The 17,767-nt window shown below is 58.2% G+C and carries 14 protein-coding genes, 2 pseudogenes and 1 CRISPR repeat array; of the genes and pseudogenes, 14 read left to right on the forward strand and 2 right to left on the reverse strand.

All coding sequences use genetic code 11. The features are described 5' to 3' along the window. Nucleotides 1-29: 29 nt before the first annotated feature. Nucleotides 30-2,623: direct repeats of the CRISPR family, unit length 16 nt; unit sequence ACGTGGGGATGAACCG. Nucleotides 2,624-3,649: 1,026 nt separating this feature from the next. The 5 genes and pseudogenes from A9G06_RS13895 to A9G06_RS22565 all read left to right on the forward strand — a co-directional run bounded on the left by A9G06_RS13895 (nucleotide 3,650) and on the right by A9G06_RS22565 (nucleotide 5,496). Further along, nucleotides 3,650-3,976, forward strand: coding sequence for a hypothetical protein (locus A9G06_RS13895; protein ID WP_069555612.1), 327 nt, complete (start codon nucleotides 3,650-3,652; stop codon nucleotides 3,974-3,976). Beyond that, nucleotides 3,973-4,200, forward strand: coding sequence for a hypothetical protein (locus tag A9G06_RS13900; RefSeq protein ID WP_069555613.1), 228 nt, complete (start codon nucleotides 3,973-3,975; stop codon nucleotides 4,198-4,200). Before A9G06_RS13895 ends, A9G06_RS13900 begins: the two co-directional genes overlap by 4 nt. Before the next feature lie 40 nt (nucleotides 4,201-4,240). Continuing rightward, on the forward strand, nucleotides 4,241-4,438 hold the full coding sequence (locus A9G06_RS13905; protein WP_139126243.1) for a hypothetical protein: 198 nt from the start codon (nucleotides 4,241-4,243) through the stop codon (nucleotides 4,436-4,438). Further along, the gene (locus tag A9G06_RS13910; protein WP_069555615.1) at nucleotides 4,431-4,988 is read left to right on the forward strand and encodes a Rha family transcriptional regulator; all 558 of its coding nucleotides are present in this window, start codon (nucleotides 4,431-4,433) and stop codon (nucleotides 4,986-4,988) included. Before A9G06_RS13905 ends, A9G06_RS13910 begins: the two co-directional genes overlap by 8 nt. A 41-nt stretch (nucleotides 4,989-5,029) precedes the next feature. Further along, a pseudogene (locus A9G06_RS22565) lies at nucleotides 5,030-5,496 on the forward strand (DNA N-6-adenine-methyltransferase). A 39-nt stretch (nucleotides 5,497-5,535) separates the two neighbouring features. Here A9G06_RS22565 and A9G06_RS13920 read toward each other — a convergent pair. Beyond that, a complete protein-coding gene (locus A9G06_RS13920) occupies nucleotides 5,536-6,552 on the reverse strand; it encodes a tyrosine-type recombinase/integrase (RefSeq protein WP_069555616.1) in 1,017 nt (338 codons plus the stop codon). 363 nt (nucleotides 6,553-6,915) lie between these two features. Continuing rightward, nucleotides 6,916-7,899, reverse strand: a pseudogene (gene glk, locus A9G06_RS13925) (glucokinase); the annotation flags it as partial. A 335-nt stretch (nucleotides 7,900-8,234) separates the two neighbouring features. Here glk and A9G06_RS13930 point away from each other — a divergent pair. The 9 genes from A9G06_RS13930 to fliI all read left to right on the forward strand — a co-directional run bounded on the left by A9G06_RS13930 (nucleotide 8,235) and on the right by fliI (nucleotide 17,756). After that, nucleotides 8,235-9,089 (forward strand): MurR/RpiR family transcriptional regulator, encoded by an 855-nt coding sequence (locus A9G06_RS13930; protein WP_005334759.1) that lies wholly within the window; start codon nucleotides 8,235-8,237, stop codon nucleotides 9,087-9,089. Between the two features lie 163 nt (nucleotides 9,090-9,252). Beyond that, nucleotides 9,253-10,692 (forward strand): pyruvate kinase, encoded by a 1,440-nt coding sequence (gene pyk, locus A9G06_RS13935; RefSeq protein ID WP_005362071.1) that lies wholly within the window; start codon nucleotides 9,253-9,255, stop codon nucleotides 10,690-10,692. A gap of 213 nt (nucleotides 10,693-10,905) precedes the next feature. Then, complete coding sequence (locus A9G06_RS13940; protein ID WP_069555618.1) at nucleotides 10,906-11,682, forward strand: hypothetical protein; 777 nt, start codon at nucleotides 10,906-10,908, stop codon at nucleotides 11,680-11,682. A 149-nt stretch (nucleotides 11,683-11,831) separates the two neighbouring features. Continuing rightward, complete coding sequence (locus A9G06_RS13945; RefSeq protein ID WP_069555619.1) at nucleotides 11,832-12,221, forward strand: hypothetical protein; 390 nt, start codon at nucleotides 11,832-11,834, stop codon at nucleotides 12,219-12,221. 114 nt (nucleotides 12,222-12,335) lie between these two features. Beyond that, a complete protein-coding gene (fliE, locus tag A9G06_RS13950) occupies nucleotides 12,336-12,653 on the forward strand; it encodes a flagellar hook-basal body complex protein FliE (RefSeq protein WP_005353687.1) in 318 nt (105 codons plus the stop codon). A 62-nt stretch (nucleotides 12,654-12,715) separates the two neighbouring features. After that, nucleotides 12,716-14,425 carry a flagellar basal-body MS-ring/collar protein FliF gene (gene fliF, locus A9G06_RS13955; RefSeq protein ID WP_005334750.1) on the forward strand — a complete coding sequence of 570 codons (1,710 nt, stop codon included), beginning with the start codon at nucleotides 12,716-12,718 and terminating at the stop codon, nucleotides 14,423-14,425. Beyond that, a complete protein-coding gene (fliG, locus tag A9G06_RS13960; RefSeq protein ID WP_005334749.1) occupies nucleotides 14,418-15,479 on the forward strand; it encodes a flagellar motor switch protein FliG in 1,062 nt (353 codons plus the stop codon). The genes fliF and fliG overlap by 8 nt, the downstream gene beginning before the upstream one ends. A 68-nt stretch (nucleotides 15,480-15,547) precedes the next feature. Further along, nucleotides 15,548-16,372, forward strand: coding sequence for a flagellar assembly protein FliH (gene fliH, locus A9G06_RS13965; protein ID WP_069555620.1), 825 nt, complete (start codon nucleotides 15,548-15,550; stop codon nucleotides 16,370-16,372). Nucleotides 16,373-16,424: 52 nt separating this feature from the next. After that, complete coding sequence (fliI, locus tag A9G06_RS13970) at nucleotides 16,425-17,756, forward strand: flagellar protein export ATPase FliI (RefSeq protein WP_005334747.1); 1,332 nt, start codon at nucleotides 16,425-16,427, stop codon at nucleotides 17,754-17,756. The last annotated feature ends 11 nt before the right edge of the window (nucleotides 17,757-17,767 follow it).

Below are 17,767 nucleotides of genomic sequence, written 5' to 3' on the forward strand. Positions count from 1 at the left end.
ATGGCCAGCCAGCGGATGACTGACACCGACTGCTCCCCGCACACGTGGGGATGAACCGCGACACTCAAGGTCTTCGTGTTTTGTCAGTATCTGCTCCCCGCACACGTGGGGATGAACCGGCAGTGCTGCACCTTGTAGACGGTCGCCCACCCTGCTCCCCGCACACGTGGGGATGAACCGGAGCAGGCCAGCTCCAGTGTGTTGATGACGTGCTGCTCCCCGCACACGTGGGGATGAACCGCTGGAGCGGTCGCCGTGCTCGAGACCTTCCGCCTGCTCCCCGCACACGTGGGGATGAACCGTTTGCGGGCGGCGATGGCTATGGGGTGCTCTGCTGCTCCCCGCACACGTGGGGATGAACCGCCTCCAGTTTAGATGCCCAGACATACTGGGGTCTGCTCCCCGCACACGTGGGGATGAACCGACCCCGCTCAATGGCGGGGCAGTCTCTTTGGTCTGCTCCCCGCACACGTGGGGATGAACCGCAGAGTCACACCAGCGATTGAGCCAATGATGCCTGCTCCCCGCACACGTGGGGATGAACCGCGCCATAGAACGCGAGCACAAGAACGCCCAGGCTGCTCCCCGCGCACGCGGGGATGAACCGAGCGGGGCAGGGGTCAATTGCAACCTGTCCAACCTGCTCCCCGCGCACGTGGGGATGAACCGTGGGCATTCCGCCAAGTGCTGTCGATGTTTGGCTGCTCCCCGCGCACGCGGGGATGAACCGTGAGTCAGTATGCCCGCCAGCAGCGTTGTTTTCTGTTCCCCGCGCACGCGGGGATGAACCGAACTCAACATCGCCAGCGATGCAGGCGGAAATCTGCTCCCCGCGCACGTGGGGATGAACCGCTCGAGGATGCCAGTAGCAGCACAGTCTGGCCCTGCTCCCCGCGTACGTGGGGATGAACCGCGAACTGGCCCGGGCGCTGGGCCATATCTATGCCTGCTCCCCGCGTACGTGGGGATGAACCGGCCCCGCCGACGGCGAGACCAGCTAACCGAGCCTGCTCCCCGCGTACGTGGGGATGAACCTACAATTTGCCTGCTTATGATAAGAACGTGTGGCTGCTCCCCGCGTACGTGGGGATGAACCGCCGGATGCAGCGGCAGAGACCAGCGTCCAGGCCTGCTCCCCGCGTACGTGGGGATGAACCGGTAAGCCGCTACACCTATGACCGCCGTCATTGCTGCTCCCCGCGTACGTGGGGATGAACCGTGCTGACAGGTCTCGCCGCCGTGGTCGGTATCCCTGCTCCCCGCGTACGTGGGGATGAACCGCATACGGCGCTGGTATGTCGGTGCTTGATTTCCTGCTCCCCGCGTACGTGGGGATGAACCGGTCATTGCCAACGCCCCGTTCGTTCACCGCCACTGCTCCCCGCGTACGTGGGGATGAACCGAGCCTGCTGATGCCCCGCATGCTTGGCAGCCACTGCTCCCCGCGTACGTGGGGATGAACCGAAGTTGCCAACCGGTGAGGCGATGGTGATCGGCTGCTCCCCGCACCCGTGGGGATGAACCGACTCTCCGCGCCACCGCACCCCGGCGGGGAGGCAGCTCCCCACACCCGTGGGGATGAACCGGTCACTCTGCAGCTGCGAGATACTGACAATTCCAGCTCCCCGCAGCTGTGGAGATGAACCGCACATTGACGAAGCGACATGGAGGAAGGTAGCCCGTTCCCCGCATACGTGGGGATGAACCGATGTTGGAGATGGTGAGCTGAATGGTGTTGGTCCGTTCCCCGCATTCGTGGGGATGAACCGGGGTTCGTGGAGGACCGCGCTAAGATGAATGACCGTTCCCCGCATACGTGGGGATGAACCGCAAATGCAGCATGGACGGGATGTGTCTCTGGACAGCTCCCCGCGCACGCGGGGATGAACCGAATGGCCCCTCCTTTGAACTGGTAACAGTTACCTGCTCCCCGCGCACGCGGGGATGAACCGGGGCCGATCACCTTCATGGGGGCGTCAGGCTACTGCTCCCCGCGCACGTGGGGATGAACCGGACGACGAGACGCCTTGGTGCGCTGCGTTCGTCTGCTCCCCGCGCACGTGGGGATGAACCGATGCAGCCATCAAGGGCGACTTCGAGGTACAGCTGCTCCCCGCGCACGTGGGGATGAACCGGACGTAGAGCCGCTGGCCGCCGCCTACAACGACTGCTCCCCGCGCACGTGGGGATGAACCGGGCGGCAGCAGCCACTCAGGCCGACGAACGTTCTGCTCCCCGCACCCGTGGGGATGAACCGCCAGCCGCCAGCAGAGCCTTGGTCATAGCGGCCTGCTCCCCGCGCACGCGGGGATGAACCGGCCAGCGCCTTGAGGCCAACAACGTGATAGGTCTGCTCCCCGCGCACGCGGGGATGAACCGCGACAGCGGCGGAGGTGACAACAGCTACCGGATTGCTCCCCGCGCACGTGGGGATGAACCGGGTAACGATGTGCTGGCCAAGGGACGCCGCACCAGCTCCCCACACCCGTGGGGATGAACCGAACTACGTCACCGATGTGAGCGATGGGGTTAACCGCTCCCCGCACTTGTGGGGATGAACCGGTGCTGATGTACTCGTCGGCAGAGTAGGGGGCCTGCTCCCCGCGCACGTGGGGATGAACCGTATGTAGATGTTGATCTTGATCTCGCGCGGCGCCCTTCCCCACGCTCGTTGGGATGGAGACAAGCTACAACTCTAAGTGCTCAAATGTCTACCGGCTAATCAACGATGGCCACAGTGCGGAGGACGCATCCCGAATGCTTGGCCTACCGCTGCGAACGGTTAACGACATCCTGGGGATCGAGGAATAAACAAAGGGGCTCACGGCCCCTTTGTTATTGGTTCATCCAGTGTAACCACTATCTCGACAGACTCACCGAAGTGAAGGCGGGCGAGTCTGATTAGTTCTGCCACATCTGGGTAGTTGTCACGGACGTACTGACGCCGTTCTTCCAGTGACATTTCAGCGGACACGCGGCCCCCCTTTTGTCCAATTCACTTCGCCTTGGGCCTCTGTATCTCTTGAGGATTTTAGGTCTCTCAAAATCAAGAGGAAGCCAAGACTCCTTAGAACGCCTGCCTGACTTAGTGAAGTTTAGTCACGACCTTACGGAACCGCGCCAGCGGTGAAGTAAGGGAGTCGGAGGTTTTCAGGAGATCCAAGAAGTGAATTGAGGGTAGCATTTTTTTGACCAAAAGACAAGGGTGGTTGTTTGTTTTGTTGTCTAGATCACGCCCGTTAGACCTTTGGATATGCTGTATAAAAATACACTAGCCCATTTTTGTTCTTTCAGATTGCAATGGGGTGGGTGTGTGGTATGTTTTTCATGCCTTGGTGTGAGAGGGAACTATGCCGAAGAAAACCAAACTGACGACTGAGCAACTTGACTGGCTCCGTTCGTTACCGCCAGAGAGCTTACCAGTACAGGCCGAGCGAGTAGGTGTGTGTGTTGACACCCTCAAAAGGATCTTGGTGCGCGAAGGCATCAGAGAGTTTGACGGCGCGAAGTTTGTCGCCCCTCTCAAGGTCAACTATTGGACTCGTCCATGCCTGTTCTGCAAGAAGTGCGTGAAGCGCCCGAAGTGGCAATTCATCTGCGACAGGTGTGCGAGGTCGATGAAGCAACGGGATAACTAACAAGGATCGTTATGTTGAAACAGCAGGCCCGCAGTGCCCTTGAAGGGTACTTCGATGTCACGCTCACCCAGTTGGCCGAGCGGCATCCATTCACCTACGCGGGCGTCAACGAAGAGGTCATTCACCTCGACTTGGCTATCTTGAGCCACGCGCATGGTCTCAGTGGTGTGACCCTCAAGCATTGCATTCTCGTCTCCAATCAAGGCCCGAGTTTGCGTTATGAGTTCTTCACCAACTTGGCCCAAGCAAGACTCCCCATCCTGCCACATCACCCGCTTGGGATGATGATGCCGGTCGTGTCCGTGCCGGTGGCCTCATTGCAGGAGATCCCAGCATGAGCACCACCCTTGAGCACTGGAAGCGCCTTGTCACCCAGAAGCACCTGTTCTACCGCCCGTCCTTCACCTTCCAGTGGACGGATGAACTGGACGCCCGCTTGCGGGAGTGCATCGAGGAAGGTCTGTCGTATGGCAGCATCAACATTCTCTTGGGCCTGTCACCTGATGGCGCCGTTATCGGGCGGCGGCGGTGGTGTGAACGAGCGAATGACCGGAGGGGCTGACCTAGTGGGGACGCCCCTTCTTCATGTCGAGGCCAAGCGCGTGGAGCGCCTCAACTTTTTGGAGGCGATGGCGCAAGCAGAGCGCAGCTTGGCCAGAAGCAGAGGGCCGGAAGTGCCGGTGGTCATCAACCGGCGCAACCGCATGACAACAGACGACAGCCTAGTCGTGATGCGCCTCAAGCACTGGCGCATTCTCTACTTGGCTCTCTTACATCTTGAAGGGATTCACCATGTTTGAAGTCACAGCAAATACCGTGGAAGACCAACTGGACGAGGGCGTGTTCCGCGCATTGGTTTCGGTCAAAGGCGATCAGGTCGTGACCAATTCGCGCATCATCGCGGACGTGTTTGTAAAGCGCCATGATAATGTCATGCAAGCAATCACTAACCTGAAATGCAGCGCGAAGTTTCGAGCCCTTAATTTTGAGGAGTCTAGCTACCTCCAGCTGATACCTGGGGGAGGCACTAAAGAGGTGCCAGAATACTTGCTCACTCGTGACGGCTGCATGTTCCTCATCATGGGCTTTACAGGAGCCAAAGCAGGTGCATTCAAAGAGGCGTTCATCAATGCCTTCAACTGGATGGAGGCCATGCTCCGCAAGCGTGACGAGTTGAATCGGCGCATCAACGATCACACTCTCCGCGCAATGGACTCGGCAAACGAGGGGAGTTTCCACGGGCGCGGGTTGGCAAAGCGCAGGATTGATAAGCGCACCTTGGCTCTCGAAGAGTTCCAACTCCGAGGGGAGGTGCAACAGGGCCTCTCGTTATCATTGGGGGCGCAATGAACCGCGACCACTACCGCACACCGAGACCGGTGTTCCAGTACATGGCGGTACGCTATCCGTTGGTTGTGGACGTTGCCGCCAGTGTCATCAATACCCAGTTGCCCATCTTCATAGACGAGCGCCACAACGCCTTGGCTACGCCGTGGACGTGGTTCGCTATGCCTGGGGAGTATGCGTGGTGCAATCCGCCGTACAGCAACATTGGCCCTTGGGTGGACGCAGCGAACGAGGCCAGAGCGGAAGGCATCGGGACGGTCATGCTGGTCATGGCTGGTTTAAGAAAGCGAAGGCGACTTGTCAGGAGGTGGTGGTTGTAACAGGCGGGCGCTTGTCCTTCCTGCACCCCGAGACCGGTGAACCGGCGCGAGGCAACAACAAGGGCAGCATGTTCTTGGTGTGGCACCTCTTCGGTCGGGGCGCTATGCAGACGAGCTACGTGGAGCGGGACGCCCTCATGGCTTGCAATGACGATCCATTGCTACCGGTGAAGGCCGTCTCTTCGTTCTAATAGAAAGCCCCTCAATCGAGGGGCTTTTTGTTGGAATGGTCAATCCCAATTTTCTTCTTTCACTTGGCCAACCTCGGTTCGCCGGACTCCCTTCATCTTGGCTCTCGCTACCTCCACCATCGGTTGTGTGTAGCGCATGACGGTCTTTTTATCTCGGTGGCCCGTGAACATCATTACATCCGAGACGGTTAGGCCGAAAAAGTTCTGAGCCCTGGTGATAAAGCCGTGCCGGAAGTTGTGAGGGTGGACATGATCTCCAAGTCCTGCCTTCTCGCGGGATCTAATGAACATGACACTGATGCCATTAGGGCGACTAAATCGGCAGAGTCGCTCGGTATCCTTACGACCACTCTCCAAATGCTCTTTGATGACTTGCTCCAGCAAGAGTCGGCAATCATCGGTAAAGGTTCTCATTCGTTCGTCATGTGTTTTCGCATCGGGGAAGTCTGCAACGTTATCCTCCAGCCGCACATCGCAGGGACGCAAACTCCAGATCTCTGCTCGCCGCCAGCCGCTCTCCATCAAGAGCCGAATTATCCAGCGGTTCTTTTCCCTTGTGGCTTCTAGTAGCGCCTTGTAATCCGAGGCGGTAATAGGGCGCTTCACCGAAGTGATTTCGCCCTTTACCTTGAGGTTGGCAAGCGGGTTAGACTCCACTCGTTTGAGCAACGACTTGAGGTAGATTACCTCACGGCGGATCGTATTCCAGTGTCGTGTCTTCAATGCCTTCTCTATGTATTTATCCACATCGCTTTGGGTCAGTCGCTCTGGGATGCTCTTACCGAATGTTGGCTTGAGGTGCTTGTAGTGACCCTCTTCGCGCTCGATAGTCGATGGCCCAACAGCTCTTAGTAGGTGTGCTTTGTGCAGGTCATCAACAGTCACTGACTCTGGCACGTTACAAACAACTGCGTTCCTTGACTCAACCTTATCGGCCCACGCTCTTGCTTCCTCCATGGAAGGGAATGTCTTCTGTAATCTCTCTGATTTTGAACCGTTTTTCACCAAAATACGAACTCTGATCGTTCCACTTTTCAGTGTGTCGAAACTTGCCATGATGTCTCTCCTTGTTCATCAGCAACCCGAAAAGTAAATCTAATTATTCGGGTGACTGTTTTAATGTACATAAAGGGTGATACCGAGACAACATTTAGGTTGTAGTGACCATGATATTGGTCACATGTGGTCATGAGGGTGGGTTAGCGAAGTTACAAGTGACTGCTTTTGAAGCAAAAAAAACCGGCCAAAAGGCCGGTTGAAACAGTTCAGGCTTGTCAGGTGACAAACGTATCCAGCGGATGAGAGTCGCTTTCCACTCCTTGTGAAGCACAACCCTCTTGGTTACGTGCGGCTACTTTATGCCATTCACACTGAATCGAGGCTGAACCATGGATGATCCCGCCTCGTTCCCCTCTTCAATCAGATAGTGATCCCCATCGACTGGCGCAAGTAAGCGCCCGCACCGAGTAGCCCCGGCCCTTCATGGGTGATCAGAAACACCGGGATCTCCTTGAGGTAGGATTTGAAGCGCCCCTTGTCTTCAAAGGCGACCCGGAAACCGGAACTGGTAAAGAACTCCTGGAAGCGCGGCACTATGCCACCTGCGATATAGACGCCGCCAAAGGTACCCATATTGAGGGCCAGATTGCCGGCAAAGCGGCCCATCAGCACGCAGAACAGGCTCAGGGTGCGACGGCAATCGAGGCACTCGCCCGCCAGTGCGCGCTCGGTAATGTCTTTGGGGGCAAACGGCTCTGGCTCACGGCCATCGGATTTCACCAGCCCGCGATAGAGATTGACCAGACCCGGGCCGGAGAGGAAACGCTCTGCCGAGACATGGCCCAATTCGCCTCGCATTACTTGCAGCACCGCATCTTCCTCTTCGGTGTTGGCAGCAAAATCCACATGACCACCTTCACCCGGCAGGCTCAGCCACTGGTCGCCCGCCTTGACCAGATGGGCGACCCCAAGGCCGGTGCCCGCACCATAGATGGCGATGGGCTTGCCCGCTACCGGCGCGGCGCCGCCCAGCTGGATGCGATCCGATTCAGCCAAGACCGGCACCGCCATCGAGACCGCAGTAAAGTCGTTGATCACTTGCAGGCGTACCAGCCCGAGATTGCTCTGCATCTCGCTGATGGAGAACTCCCAGCTGTGGTTGGTCATGGCAACCCAGTCACCGTTGATGGGGCAGGCGATGGCGATGCAGGCTTCAGCCACCTGTACCTTGTGTTCTTCCAGATAGAGGCGTACCACGGCTTCAAGGCTGGGATGGGCCAGACCTGAGTAGGTCTTTGCCTGAGAGATAGTACCGGTGGCCAGCTCACACAGGGCCAGACGCGCATTGGTGCCGCCGACATCGCCGACCAGCGCATGGGTATGCTGCATAACAACTCCTTCGTTACAGGATTGGGACGACTCTGGTGTCCCGAGATTATTGTTGGATTATGACGGCCCATTCTATCCGAGCTCAGGCTTGCTCACCCGCCGGATCGATACAAACGTGCGCCTGCTCACAGTGTTGTTGCTTTGCAACATTTGTAAGCGCTTTCATGGCTAGGTGACGTTTTGTAACGAAAAGTACGAAATAATTAGAGATGAGTCATACTTTGTATGGCAGGCGTTAGTTGCGATAACCGCTTGTCTTGTATAGTCCTTAGCTTGAATGGAAACTTGCTTAGCCGTAGATTGAGTGCAAAGACACTGAAGCTAAATTACAAAAACGCCTGGTGGTGATGATGAATACCCTTGATAAAATTACGAACAACTTGGAAAGTTTCAGTAAATCAGAACGCAAGGTTGCCGAGGTGATCCTGGCGTCTCCCCAGACCGCCATCCACTCCAGCATCGCCGCTCTGGCCAAGATGGCCGACGTCAGTGAACCGACCGTCAACCGCTTTTGCCGCCGTCTCGATACCAAGGGCTTTCCTGATTTCAAACTCCATCTGGCCCAGAGCCTGGCCAATGGCACCCCTTACGTTAATCGTCATGTGGAAGCGGAAGATGGGCCGGATACCTACACCGCCAAGATCTTCGAATCCACCATGGCATGTCTGGATGCCGCCAAAAACAGCCTGGATATCTCTGCCATCAACCGCTGCGTCGATATCCTGACCCAGTCCAAGAAGATCAGCTTCTTCGGCCTTGGCGCCTCCTCCGCCGTTGCCCGCGATGCCCAGAACAAATTCTTTCGCTTCAACATTCCGGTAGTGAGCTTTGACGATATCGTCATGATGCGCATGAGCTGCATCAACAGCAGCGAAGGGGATGTGGTGGTGCTGATTTCCCACACCGGCCGCACCAAGGCGTTGGTCGAGATCGCCGCGCTGGCTCGCGAGAACGACGCCACCGTGATCGGCATGACCGCCAAGGACTCCCCTCTGGCCCGCGAGTGCAACCTGGTGCTCTCCATGGATGTGCCGGAAGATACCGATGTCTATATGCCGATGGCATCCCGCATCGCCCAGCTGGCGCTGGTGGATGTGCTGGCGACCGGTTTTACCCTGCGCCGGGGGATGAAATTTCGCGAAAATCTGAAGAAAGTAAAAGAGGGATTGCGCGAATCCCGCTTCGAAACCCCGCACTCTTCCTGAACCGTCGGGGGCTCAGGCCCCCGACTGTCTATGCCACCCGCCTTGGTGTAGTATTGTAATTTAATAACAAAAACCACCCAGATGGTTTGTAAACGGGTGCATCGAGCCATGGGCTTGATGGGGCAGAATCTCAAGTCATATCAACTTCATATTGGAGTCTTTCATGCCTAGACGTACAAAGATTGTAACCACACTCGGTCCGGCTACCGACCGCGAAGGGATCCTCGAAGGGATCATCCGCGCCGGGGCCGACATGGTGCGGATGAACTTCTCTCACGGCACTGCTGAAGACCATATCCTGCGCGCCAATCAGGTGCGTGACATTGCTGCCAAGCTCGGTCGTCACGTCGCCATCATGGGTGATCTGCAAGGCCCGAAAATCCGTGTTTCCACTTTCAAGGATGGCAAAATCTATCTGGCCATCGGTGACAAGTTCATTCTCGACGCGGCACTCGGCAAGGGTGAAGGTTGTCAGGAGCAGGTTGGCATCGACTACAAGAGCTTGCCAGACGATGTGGTACAGGGCGACATCCTACTGCTGGACGATGGCCGTGTGCAACTGAAGGTCGAGCAGGTTGAAGGAACCCGCATTCACACCACGGTGACCGTGGCCGGGCCGCTCTCCAACAACAAGGGGATCAACAAGAAAGGGGGCGGTCTCTCCGCTCCGGCCCTGACCGAGAAAGACAAGGAAGACATCAAGACTGCTGCACGTATGAACGTGGACTATCTGGCTGTCTCCTTCCCGCGCTGTGGCGATGATCTGCGCTATGCCCGTGAACTGGCTCGTGAAGCCGGTTCCAATGCCAAGATCGTGGCCAAGGTTGAGCGCGCCGAAACCGTCGCCACCGATGAGGCGATGGAAGACATCATCCTCGGTTCCGATGCCGTGATGGTCGCCCGTGGCGATCTGGGGGTCGAGATCGGTGACCCCGAGCTGGTTGGCGTGCAGAAGAAGCTGATCCGCCACTCCCGTCGTCTGAACCGTGTGGTGATCACCGCCACCCAGATGATGGAATCGATGATCAATGCGCCGCTGCCGACTCGTGCAGAGGTCATGGACGTGGCCAACGCCGTGCTGGATGGTACCGATGCAGTGATGCTCTCCGCCGAGACAGCTGCCGGTCAGTTCCCCATCGAGACAGTGACCTCCATGGCGAGCGTCTGTGTCGGGGCCGAGAAGCATCCGAGCCTGAACGTCTCCAACCACCGCATGAGCTACACCTTCACTTCCGTTGAAGAAGCTGTAGCCATGTCCACCATGTATGCGGCAAACCACCTGGAAGGGGTGAAGGCGATCGTGGCACTGACCGAGTCCGGCACCACGCCGCTGCTGATGTCCCGTATCAGCTCCGGTCTGCCGATCTTTGCTATGTCCCCCCACAACAAGACCCTGGCCTGGACCAATCTCTACCGTGGCGTCACCCCGGTGATGTTCGACGGTGACGAGACCAAACCGGTCTACGAAGTGTGTCGCGACGCGCTGGCCGTGCTCAAGGAGAAGGGGCTGCTGCAGAGCGGCGATATGGTGCTGCTGACTCACGGTGACAAGATGGAAACCGTGGGCAGTACCAACACCTGCAAGGTGATGATGGTCGAATAAGCCCGTCCGGTTTTACTGTGTTTAACAAGGCTGCTCCTCTTTGATGAGCAGCCTTTTTGTTAACTGCTGTCGGGCTGTGGCGTGATAAGCAGGACTCAATGATTGCTTAACCGGATTCCCCTTCCGATAATGCGGGAGTGATTTTCAGCGGGTAGCCTGTTGTAGGTGATCGCACCAGGTAACCCAGACACTCGACAATACGGGAGTGAAAAAATGAACAAGCGTAACTGGTTGCTGGCCCTGTCACTGAGTCTGGCCTTCTCACCCTGTTATGCCGACTGGGCCAAGCTCAAGGCCGCAGCGTCCGATCTGGGAGCGGCAGTGAGCGAGACCAGCAAGGAGGTGTGGCAGGATGTCAGCGATTTCTCCAAGAAGAGCTGGGCCTCCATCTCGGCCTGGGGGGAAGATGCCTTCAATACCGCCGGGGTCTGGACCGACAAGAGCATCGCCACCGGCAAGGAGTGGCTGAAGGCGGCCGACAAGGAGCTCAACGAGATGCTCAACCCCAAGACGGCGAAAGAGGCGAGGATCGCGCTCAATACTATGGCCGACACTGCGCTGATCCGGTTGTTCAACGAGCAGCCATCAGCCAAGTTGTTGTTTGACAAGGCTTATGGTTATGCAGTGTTCGATTCGCGCAAGTTCTCCCTGATGCTGCATACCAATCAGGGGGCCGGGGTGGCAGTCAATCGCAAAACCGGCAAGCACACCTATATGAAGATGTTTGGCGCAGGTCTGGCGGCCGGGATTGGTGGCAAGTTCTATCAGCAGGTGATCCTGTTTGAAGACAAGGCCAGATTCGATGCCTTCGTGACCCAGGGGTGGGAAGCTACCTCCGAAGTGGGTGTGGTGGCCGGCAAGGAGAGCGCCGAGCTGACCGCCAAATACAATGGCGGCATGGCCATCTACCAGATTGGCGAGAAGGGCCTGCTGCTCGATGCCAATATCTCCGGCTCCAAGTACTGGATTGACAAGGATCTGACCCAGTAATTGATCATGCTTTGAGCGATCGTCAGTTTTTCTTTATTCACAGTGAGTTGTTGTCTGTTTAAACGCCGCAACTTGCAGTAAAAAGAGGGCCCGTAGCCCTCTTTTTCGTGGGCGCAAACAAGCTTTAGCAACAGGACAAGGAGAGTGGCATGGTACAAGCAACAGAACCGGGTGGGATGGAGATGAGTCCTGGTCGAGAGTGGGACAAACAGAGTATCTATCTGCGTCAGCAGGATGGCATTCCCATGGTCTTTTGGGTCAAGGGGGAGCAGGTCTTTCCCCTCGACCCCAGCCCGTCAGGGGCTGAATACCAGGGGCATTTTGGCTGGGGGCAGGCCGATGAGGCGACGATGGCTCTGGCGGAGGCCATCGTCGCCAAACTGGTGGCAGAGGGATTGATCTCACCCGATCTGGCTGCGAGCCGAGCGGGTTACCTTTACAACGAAGTGTTGGTCAAATTACCCGCCGGAGAACATTACGATCTGCATCTTAGCTATCTGAGGTTGTTATTTGGTGAGGGTAGCGTACCGCGGCCTTGAGTGATGCAAGCTCCTCATCCATCCCCCCAGCCCTTGGCTTGAAAGCATTTTACCTGATTGGCACTTTTATTGCTTTAAGCCAATCAGCGTCAATGATTTGTCTGGGGATAGAAAATGGAAATTAGTGCAAGCAGCCTGATGCAAGAGATGCAGGCGCTCAAGATCGAAGCAGGCGCAACGCCGTTGGCACAACCCGGTCGTCAGGTAACCTCCGACTTTGGTCTGCTACTGCAACAGGCGCTTGGCAACGTCAACGAGCTGCAAGGGGCCGCCAATGATCTGCGTACCCGTTTCGATATGGGCGACAAGTCGGTGGATCTGGCCGAGGTGATGATCGCGGGCCAAAAATCGTCCATCGCTTTTGAAGCAACGGTACAGGTGCGCAACAAGATGGTCGATGCCTACAAGACCATCATGAACATGCCGGTATAAGCGACGCCAATAAACCATGACGACTGAACATCATGAACATGTCAGCAATAAGGACATAAATCGTGGCTACTGACCAAAACGGCGATCTGCTGATAAACGATGAGGGCACCGCCGCCCTCGATGAAAATGAGCAGAAGAGTTCGGCGCTGGGATTCCTGTCCAATACCGATGTACTGCGGCAAATCACCCTGATCCTGGGGCTTGCCATCTGTCTGGCTATTGCGGTGTTTATCCTGCTGTGGGGCAAGGAGCCGGACATGCGTCCCCTCGGCACCTACACTACCCAGGAGCTGGTGAAGACTCTCGACTTCCTCGATCAGCAGAAGATCCCCTATGAGGTGGATGGCAAGAGCGTGCTGGTCAACGCCGAAAGCTACCCCACTATCCAGCTGGCCCTGACCCGTGCCGGTCTTGCCAATGCCACCGATAGCAACATCGGTGGTGAAGATATCCTGCTGAAAGATTCCAGTTTCGGCGTCAGCCAGCGGATGGAGAGCGAACGTCTGAAGCTGAGCCGCGAGCGCCAGCTGGCGAGCGCCATCGAGCAGTTCCAGAATGTGGCCAAGGCCCAGGTACTGCTGGCTATCCCGAAAGACAACGTCTTTGCCCGCAACGAACGCAAACCCAGTGCCACCGTGGTGCTCAACCTGAAAGGGGCGGCGCTGGGGCAGGGGGAGGTGGACTCCATCGTTGATATGGTCGCCTCTGCCGTGCACGGTCTCGAGCCGACCCGCGTCACCGTCACCGACCAGAATGGCCGTCTGCTCAACTCCGGCTCGCAAGACCCGATCTCTGCCCAGACTCGCAAAGAGTTTGCCATGCAGCAGAAGCAGGAGCTGGAGTACAAACAAAAAATTGACGCCATCCTGATCCCGGTGCTGGGGGCCGACAACTATACGGCGGAAGTGGATCTCTCCCTCGACTTCTCCCAGCAGGAGCAGACCCGCAAGACTTACAACCCGGACCTGCCTGCGGTGCGCTCCGAGATGACCATGGAAGAGAACAGCGCCAGTGGTAGCAACGGTGGTGTGCCCGGCGCCCTCTCCAACCAGCCCCCTGCCGCCTCCAATATTCCCGAGGAGGCGACCGGTGGTGATGGTGCCAGCGCTGCCGCTTCGGGCCGCTCCCGCAAAGAGGCAACCCGCAACTTCGAACTGGATACCACCGTCAGCCATACCCGTCGCCAGATGGGAGGCATTCGCCGCATGACCGTCTCGGTTGCCGTGGATTACAAAGCGGTACCCGGTGCCGACGGGGCCGTGACCCGTGAGGCGCGCACCCAGGCGGAACTCGATACATTGCGCCGTTTGTTGAGCGGTGGCCTTGGCTTTGATGTGACCCGGGGTGATACCCTTGAGGTGGTCGCGATTCCGTTCAATCGCCCAGAGCTGGATACCGTGGCTGAGGTGCCGCTCTACGATCAGCCCTGGTTCTGGCGTGCGGTGCGGATTGCCGCCTCGGTACTGGTGATCATCGTCTTGATCGTCACCGTAGTTCGCCCCATGCTCAAGCGACTGCTCTACCCGGATGCCAAACCGGAAGGGGAAGTGGATTTCGACAACCACACCGTACTGGGTGGCGACGACGAGTTGAGTCTGCTGTCAGCACAAGTCGAGAACGATCAGGTATTTGGTGTCCGCGATGGCCAGCTGAAACTGCCGGATCTGCACCGTGACGAAGACTTGCTCAAGGCGGTACGTGCGCTGGTTGCGAACGAGCCGGATCTGGCCGCTCAGGTCATTAAAGAATGGGTAACGAACAAAGATGCCTGAAGAAAAGAAGAGTCAAGTCACCGGCAATGACATCACCGACAGTCAGCGCCAGATCCTCGACCAGATGTCGGGGATGGAGATGGCTGCGGTGTTGATGCTGAGCCTCAATGAAGAGGATGCCGCCCAGATCTTCCGTCATCTCGAGCCCAAGCAGGTGCAGCGGCTTGGTATGTCGATGGCCTCCATGTCCGACTTCAGTCACGATCGGGTGGCGGCGGTGCACCGTCAATTCATCGACGATATCCAGAAGTACACCAACATCGGTATCGGCAGCGAAGACTTCGTGCGTAAGGCGTTGGTGGCGGCCCTTGGCGAGGACAAGGCGAGCAACCTGGTGGACCAGATCATTCTCGGTTCCGGCGCCCGTGGCCTCGATTCGCTCAAGTGGATGGATGCCCGTCAGGTGGCCAGTATCATCCAGAACGAACACCCGCAGATCCAGACCATCGTGCTCTCCTATCTGGAGCCGGAGCAATCCGCCGAGATCCTGAGCCAGTTCCCGGAGCAGGTGCGCCTCGATCTGGTGATGCGTATCGCCAACCTCGAAGAGGTACAACCGGCGGCATTGCAAGAGCTGAACGACATCATGGAGAAACAGTTCGCCGGTGCGGCCGGTGCCCAGGCAGCCAAGATGGGCGGCCTGAAGGCTGCCGCCAACATCATGAACTACCTGGATACCAATATCGAAGGCCAGTTGATGGACTCCATCCGCGAGTCGGACGAAGAGATGAGCCAGCAGATCCAGGATTTGATGTTCGTGTTCGAAAACCTCATCGATGTGGACGATCGCGGCATCCAGACCATGCTGCGGGAAGTGCCGGGGGATCTGCTGCAACGCGCCCTCAAGGGCTCCGACGATCAGATGCGCGAGAAGATCTTCAAGAACATGTCCAAACGGGCGGCCGAAATGCTGGCAGACGATCTGGAGGCCATGGGGCCGATCCGGGTCTCCGAAGTGGAAGCGGCCCAGAAAGAGATCCTCTCCATCGCCCGTCGTCTGGCGGATGCCGGCGAAATCATGCTGGGTGCCGGTGGCGGCGAGGAGTTCCTCTAAGCCATGGCCCATAAACCGAATTGCGATGCCAAACCCGCATCAGGCAGTGGTGAGGAGCCGCGCAAAGCATGAACAACAAACTGCGTGGGTATGTGCGCCCCGAGGGCGATGATGCCCGGGTTGAGACCTGGGGCTGGCCCGAGATGGAGGTCGAGGTAGAGGCGGGAGCGCCTACCAATGCTCTTGGCCTGGCCCCTGACTGGTATCAGCAGGAAGAGGAGGTGGTGGAGCCGGAGCCCGAACAGGAGCCGACCCCCAGCATCACCGCCGAAGAGCTTGAAGCGATCCGTCAGGCCGCTTGGGAAGAGGGGATGGCCGAGGGGCGCGAGTCCGGTTATGCCAAGGGTATGGAAGAGGGCAAGCTGGAAGGATTGCAACAGGGTCATTCCGCTGGTCTCGAACAGGGGCGCGAGGAGGGGCTGGCCATGGGGCGCGAGCTGGTGGAGCAGGAGATCGCCCACTGGCAGGGGCTCGCCGCCCGCCTTGCCAATCCGCTTAACGAGCTGGATCAGGCGGTGGAGCAGCAGTTGGTCTCGCTGGTGATGCAACTGGCCCGCGCGCTTATTCGTCACGAAGCGGAGACCTCCCCCCGCATTCTGCTGGAGGCGCTTAAAGAGGGGCTGGCCTTGCTGCCTGCCGCCGAACAGGGGGTGACTCTGATGTTGCATCCCGACGATATCGCACGAATCGAACAGGCATTTGGCGTCGACGAGTGCGCCAAGCGCCACTGGCGATTGCAGAGCGATCCCACCCTCTCCCCCGGCGATCTGCAACTGGCTACCGAGCTCTCCAGCATCGATCTGACCCTCTCCGGGCGCATCGATCAGTTGCTGCGCAACTTCTTGCGGGATAATGCGTCGCAGAAACCGGCTTCGCAGGATCCACGCCCATAACCGATGCCGGACGTTGCCGTCCGGCTGCACTTTTTAGCTCTCAGGAGGCCAGATGAGCGGCTCGCTACTGAACCGGTTGCAAGGGTACAAGGTACGTGACAGCGCCCCCAAACCGCCGGTTGCCGGCAAATTGACCCGGGTGGTGGGGCTGACCCTCGAAGCCATCGGCTGCCGCGCCGCCATCGGTGCCCTCTGCCGTATCGATACCCTTGATGGGACATTGGAAGCTGAAGTGGTCGGTTTTTCTGGCGATCGCCTCTATCTAATGCCGAGCGAGCAGCTCAAGGGGGTGATCCCCGGTGCCCGGGTGGTGCCCATCACCGAAGAGCACGGCATTCCGGTTGGGATGAACCTGCTTGGTCGAGTCATCGACGGCATCGGCCAGCCACTCGATGGCCTCGGCCCCATTCTCTCCTCCCAGACCGTGCAGTTTGCCCAACACCGCATCAACCCGCTTTCTCGCCGCCCGATCCATCAGCCGATGGACGTGGGGGTACGTGCCATCAATGCCGTGCTGACGGTAGGGCAGGGCCAGCGGATGGGGCTGTTTGCCGGTTCCGGTGTCGGTAAATCGGTGCTGCTTGGCATGATGACTCGCGGCTCGGTGGCAGATGTGGTGGTGGTCGGCCTCATCGGTGAACGGGGCCGGGAAGTGAAAGAGTTTATTGAAGACATTCTGGGAGAGGAGGGGCGTGCCCGCTCTGTGGTGGTAGCGGCTCCCGCTGATGCCTCGCCGCTGATGCGGCTCAAGGGGTGTGAAACGGCGCTGGCCATTGCCGAATATTTCCGCGATCAGGGGCTTAATGTGCTGCTCTTGATGGATTCACTGACCCGTTATGCCCAAGCCCAGCGTGAAATCGCGCTGGCGGTGGGCGAGCCGCCTGCAACCAAGGGCTATCCACCGTCTGTATTTGCCAAATTACCGGCGCTGGTGGAGCGGGCGGGTAACGGCAGTGACGGCCAGGGCTCCATCACGGCATTCTTCACCGTACTGACCGAGGGGGATGACCTGCAAGATCCCATTGCCGATGCGGCGCGGGCGATCCTCGACGGCCACATAGTGCTGTCGCGCGAGCTGGCCGATGCGGGCCACTATCCGGCTATCGACATCGAGAAGTCCATCAGCCGGGTTATGCCCATGGTGACCTCGCCGGAACATATGGATCTGGCGCGCACCCTCAAGCAGTTCTACTCCCTCTATCAGCAGAACCGGGATCTCATCACCATCGGTGCCTACAGTCAGGGTTCCGATCCGCGCATCGACCGTGCCATCATTCAAAAACCCTATCTGGATCAGTTCTTGCAGCAGGGGATGCGCGAGGTCATTCACTACGATGATGGCCTGCAAGCCTTGCAGATGGTGGCGATGCCATTGATGCGCTGATGATGGTCGGT

Origin of the sequence: Aeromonas sp. DNP9 (assembly GCF_001728955.1) — a bacterium.
Taxonomy (GTDB): Bacteria; Pseudomonadota; Gammaproteobacteria; order Enterobacterales; family Aeromonadaceae; genus Aeromonas; species Aeromonas veronii.

Excerpts from the sequence above, each read along its gene's own strand:
- A9G06_RS13930 (WP_005334759.1), top strand. The coding sequence starts at position 8,235 with ATGAATACCCTTGATAAAATTACGAACAACTTGGAAAGTTTCAGTAAA.
- A9G06_RS13910 (WP_069555615.1), top strand. The coding sequence starts at position 4,431 with ATGTTTGAAGTCACAGCAAATACCGTGGAAGACCAACTGGACGAGGGC.
- fliH (WP_069555620.1), top strand. The coding sequence starts at position 15,548 with ATGAACAACAAACTGCGTGGGTATGTGCGCCCCGAGGGCGATGATGCC.
- A9G06_RS13945 (WP_069555619.1), top strand. The coding sequence starts at position 11,832 with ATGGTACAAGCAACAGAACCGGGTGGGATGGAGATGAGTCCTGGTCGA.
- pyk (WP_005362071.1), top strand. The coding sequence starts at position 9,253 with ATGCCTAGACGTACAAAGATTGTAACCACACTCGGTCCGGCTACCGAC.
- A9G06_RS13895 (WP_069555612.1), top strand. The coding sequence starts at position 3,650 with ATGTTGAAACAGCAGGCCCGCAGTGCCCTTGAAGGGTACTTCGATGTC.
- A9G06_RS13920 (WP_069555616.1), bottom strand. The coding sequence starts at position 6,552 with ATGGCAAGTTTCGACACACTGAAAAGTGGAACGATCAGAGTTCGTATT.
- A9G06_RS13900 (WP_069555613.1), top strand. The coding sequence starts at position 3,973 with ATGAGCACCACCCTTGAGCACTGGAAGCGCCTTGTCACCCAGAAGCAC.
- fliI (WP_005334747.1), top strand. The coding sequence starts at position 16,425 with ATGAGCGGCTCGCTACTGAACCGGTTGCAAGGGTACAAGGTACGTGAC.
- A9G06_RS13940 (WP_069555618.1), top strand. The coding sequence starts at position 10,906 with ATGAACAAGCGTAACTGGTTGCTGGCCCTGTCACTGAGTCTGGCCTTC.
- fliE (WP_005353687.1), top strand. The coding sequence starts at position 12,336 with ATGGAAATTAGTGCAAGCAGCCTGATGCAAGAGATGCAGGCGCTCAAG.
- fliG (WP_005334749.1), top strand. The coding sequence starts at position 14,418 with ATGCCTGAAGAAAAGAAGAGTCAAGTCACCGGCAATGACATCACCGAC.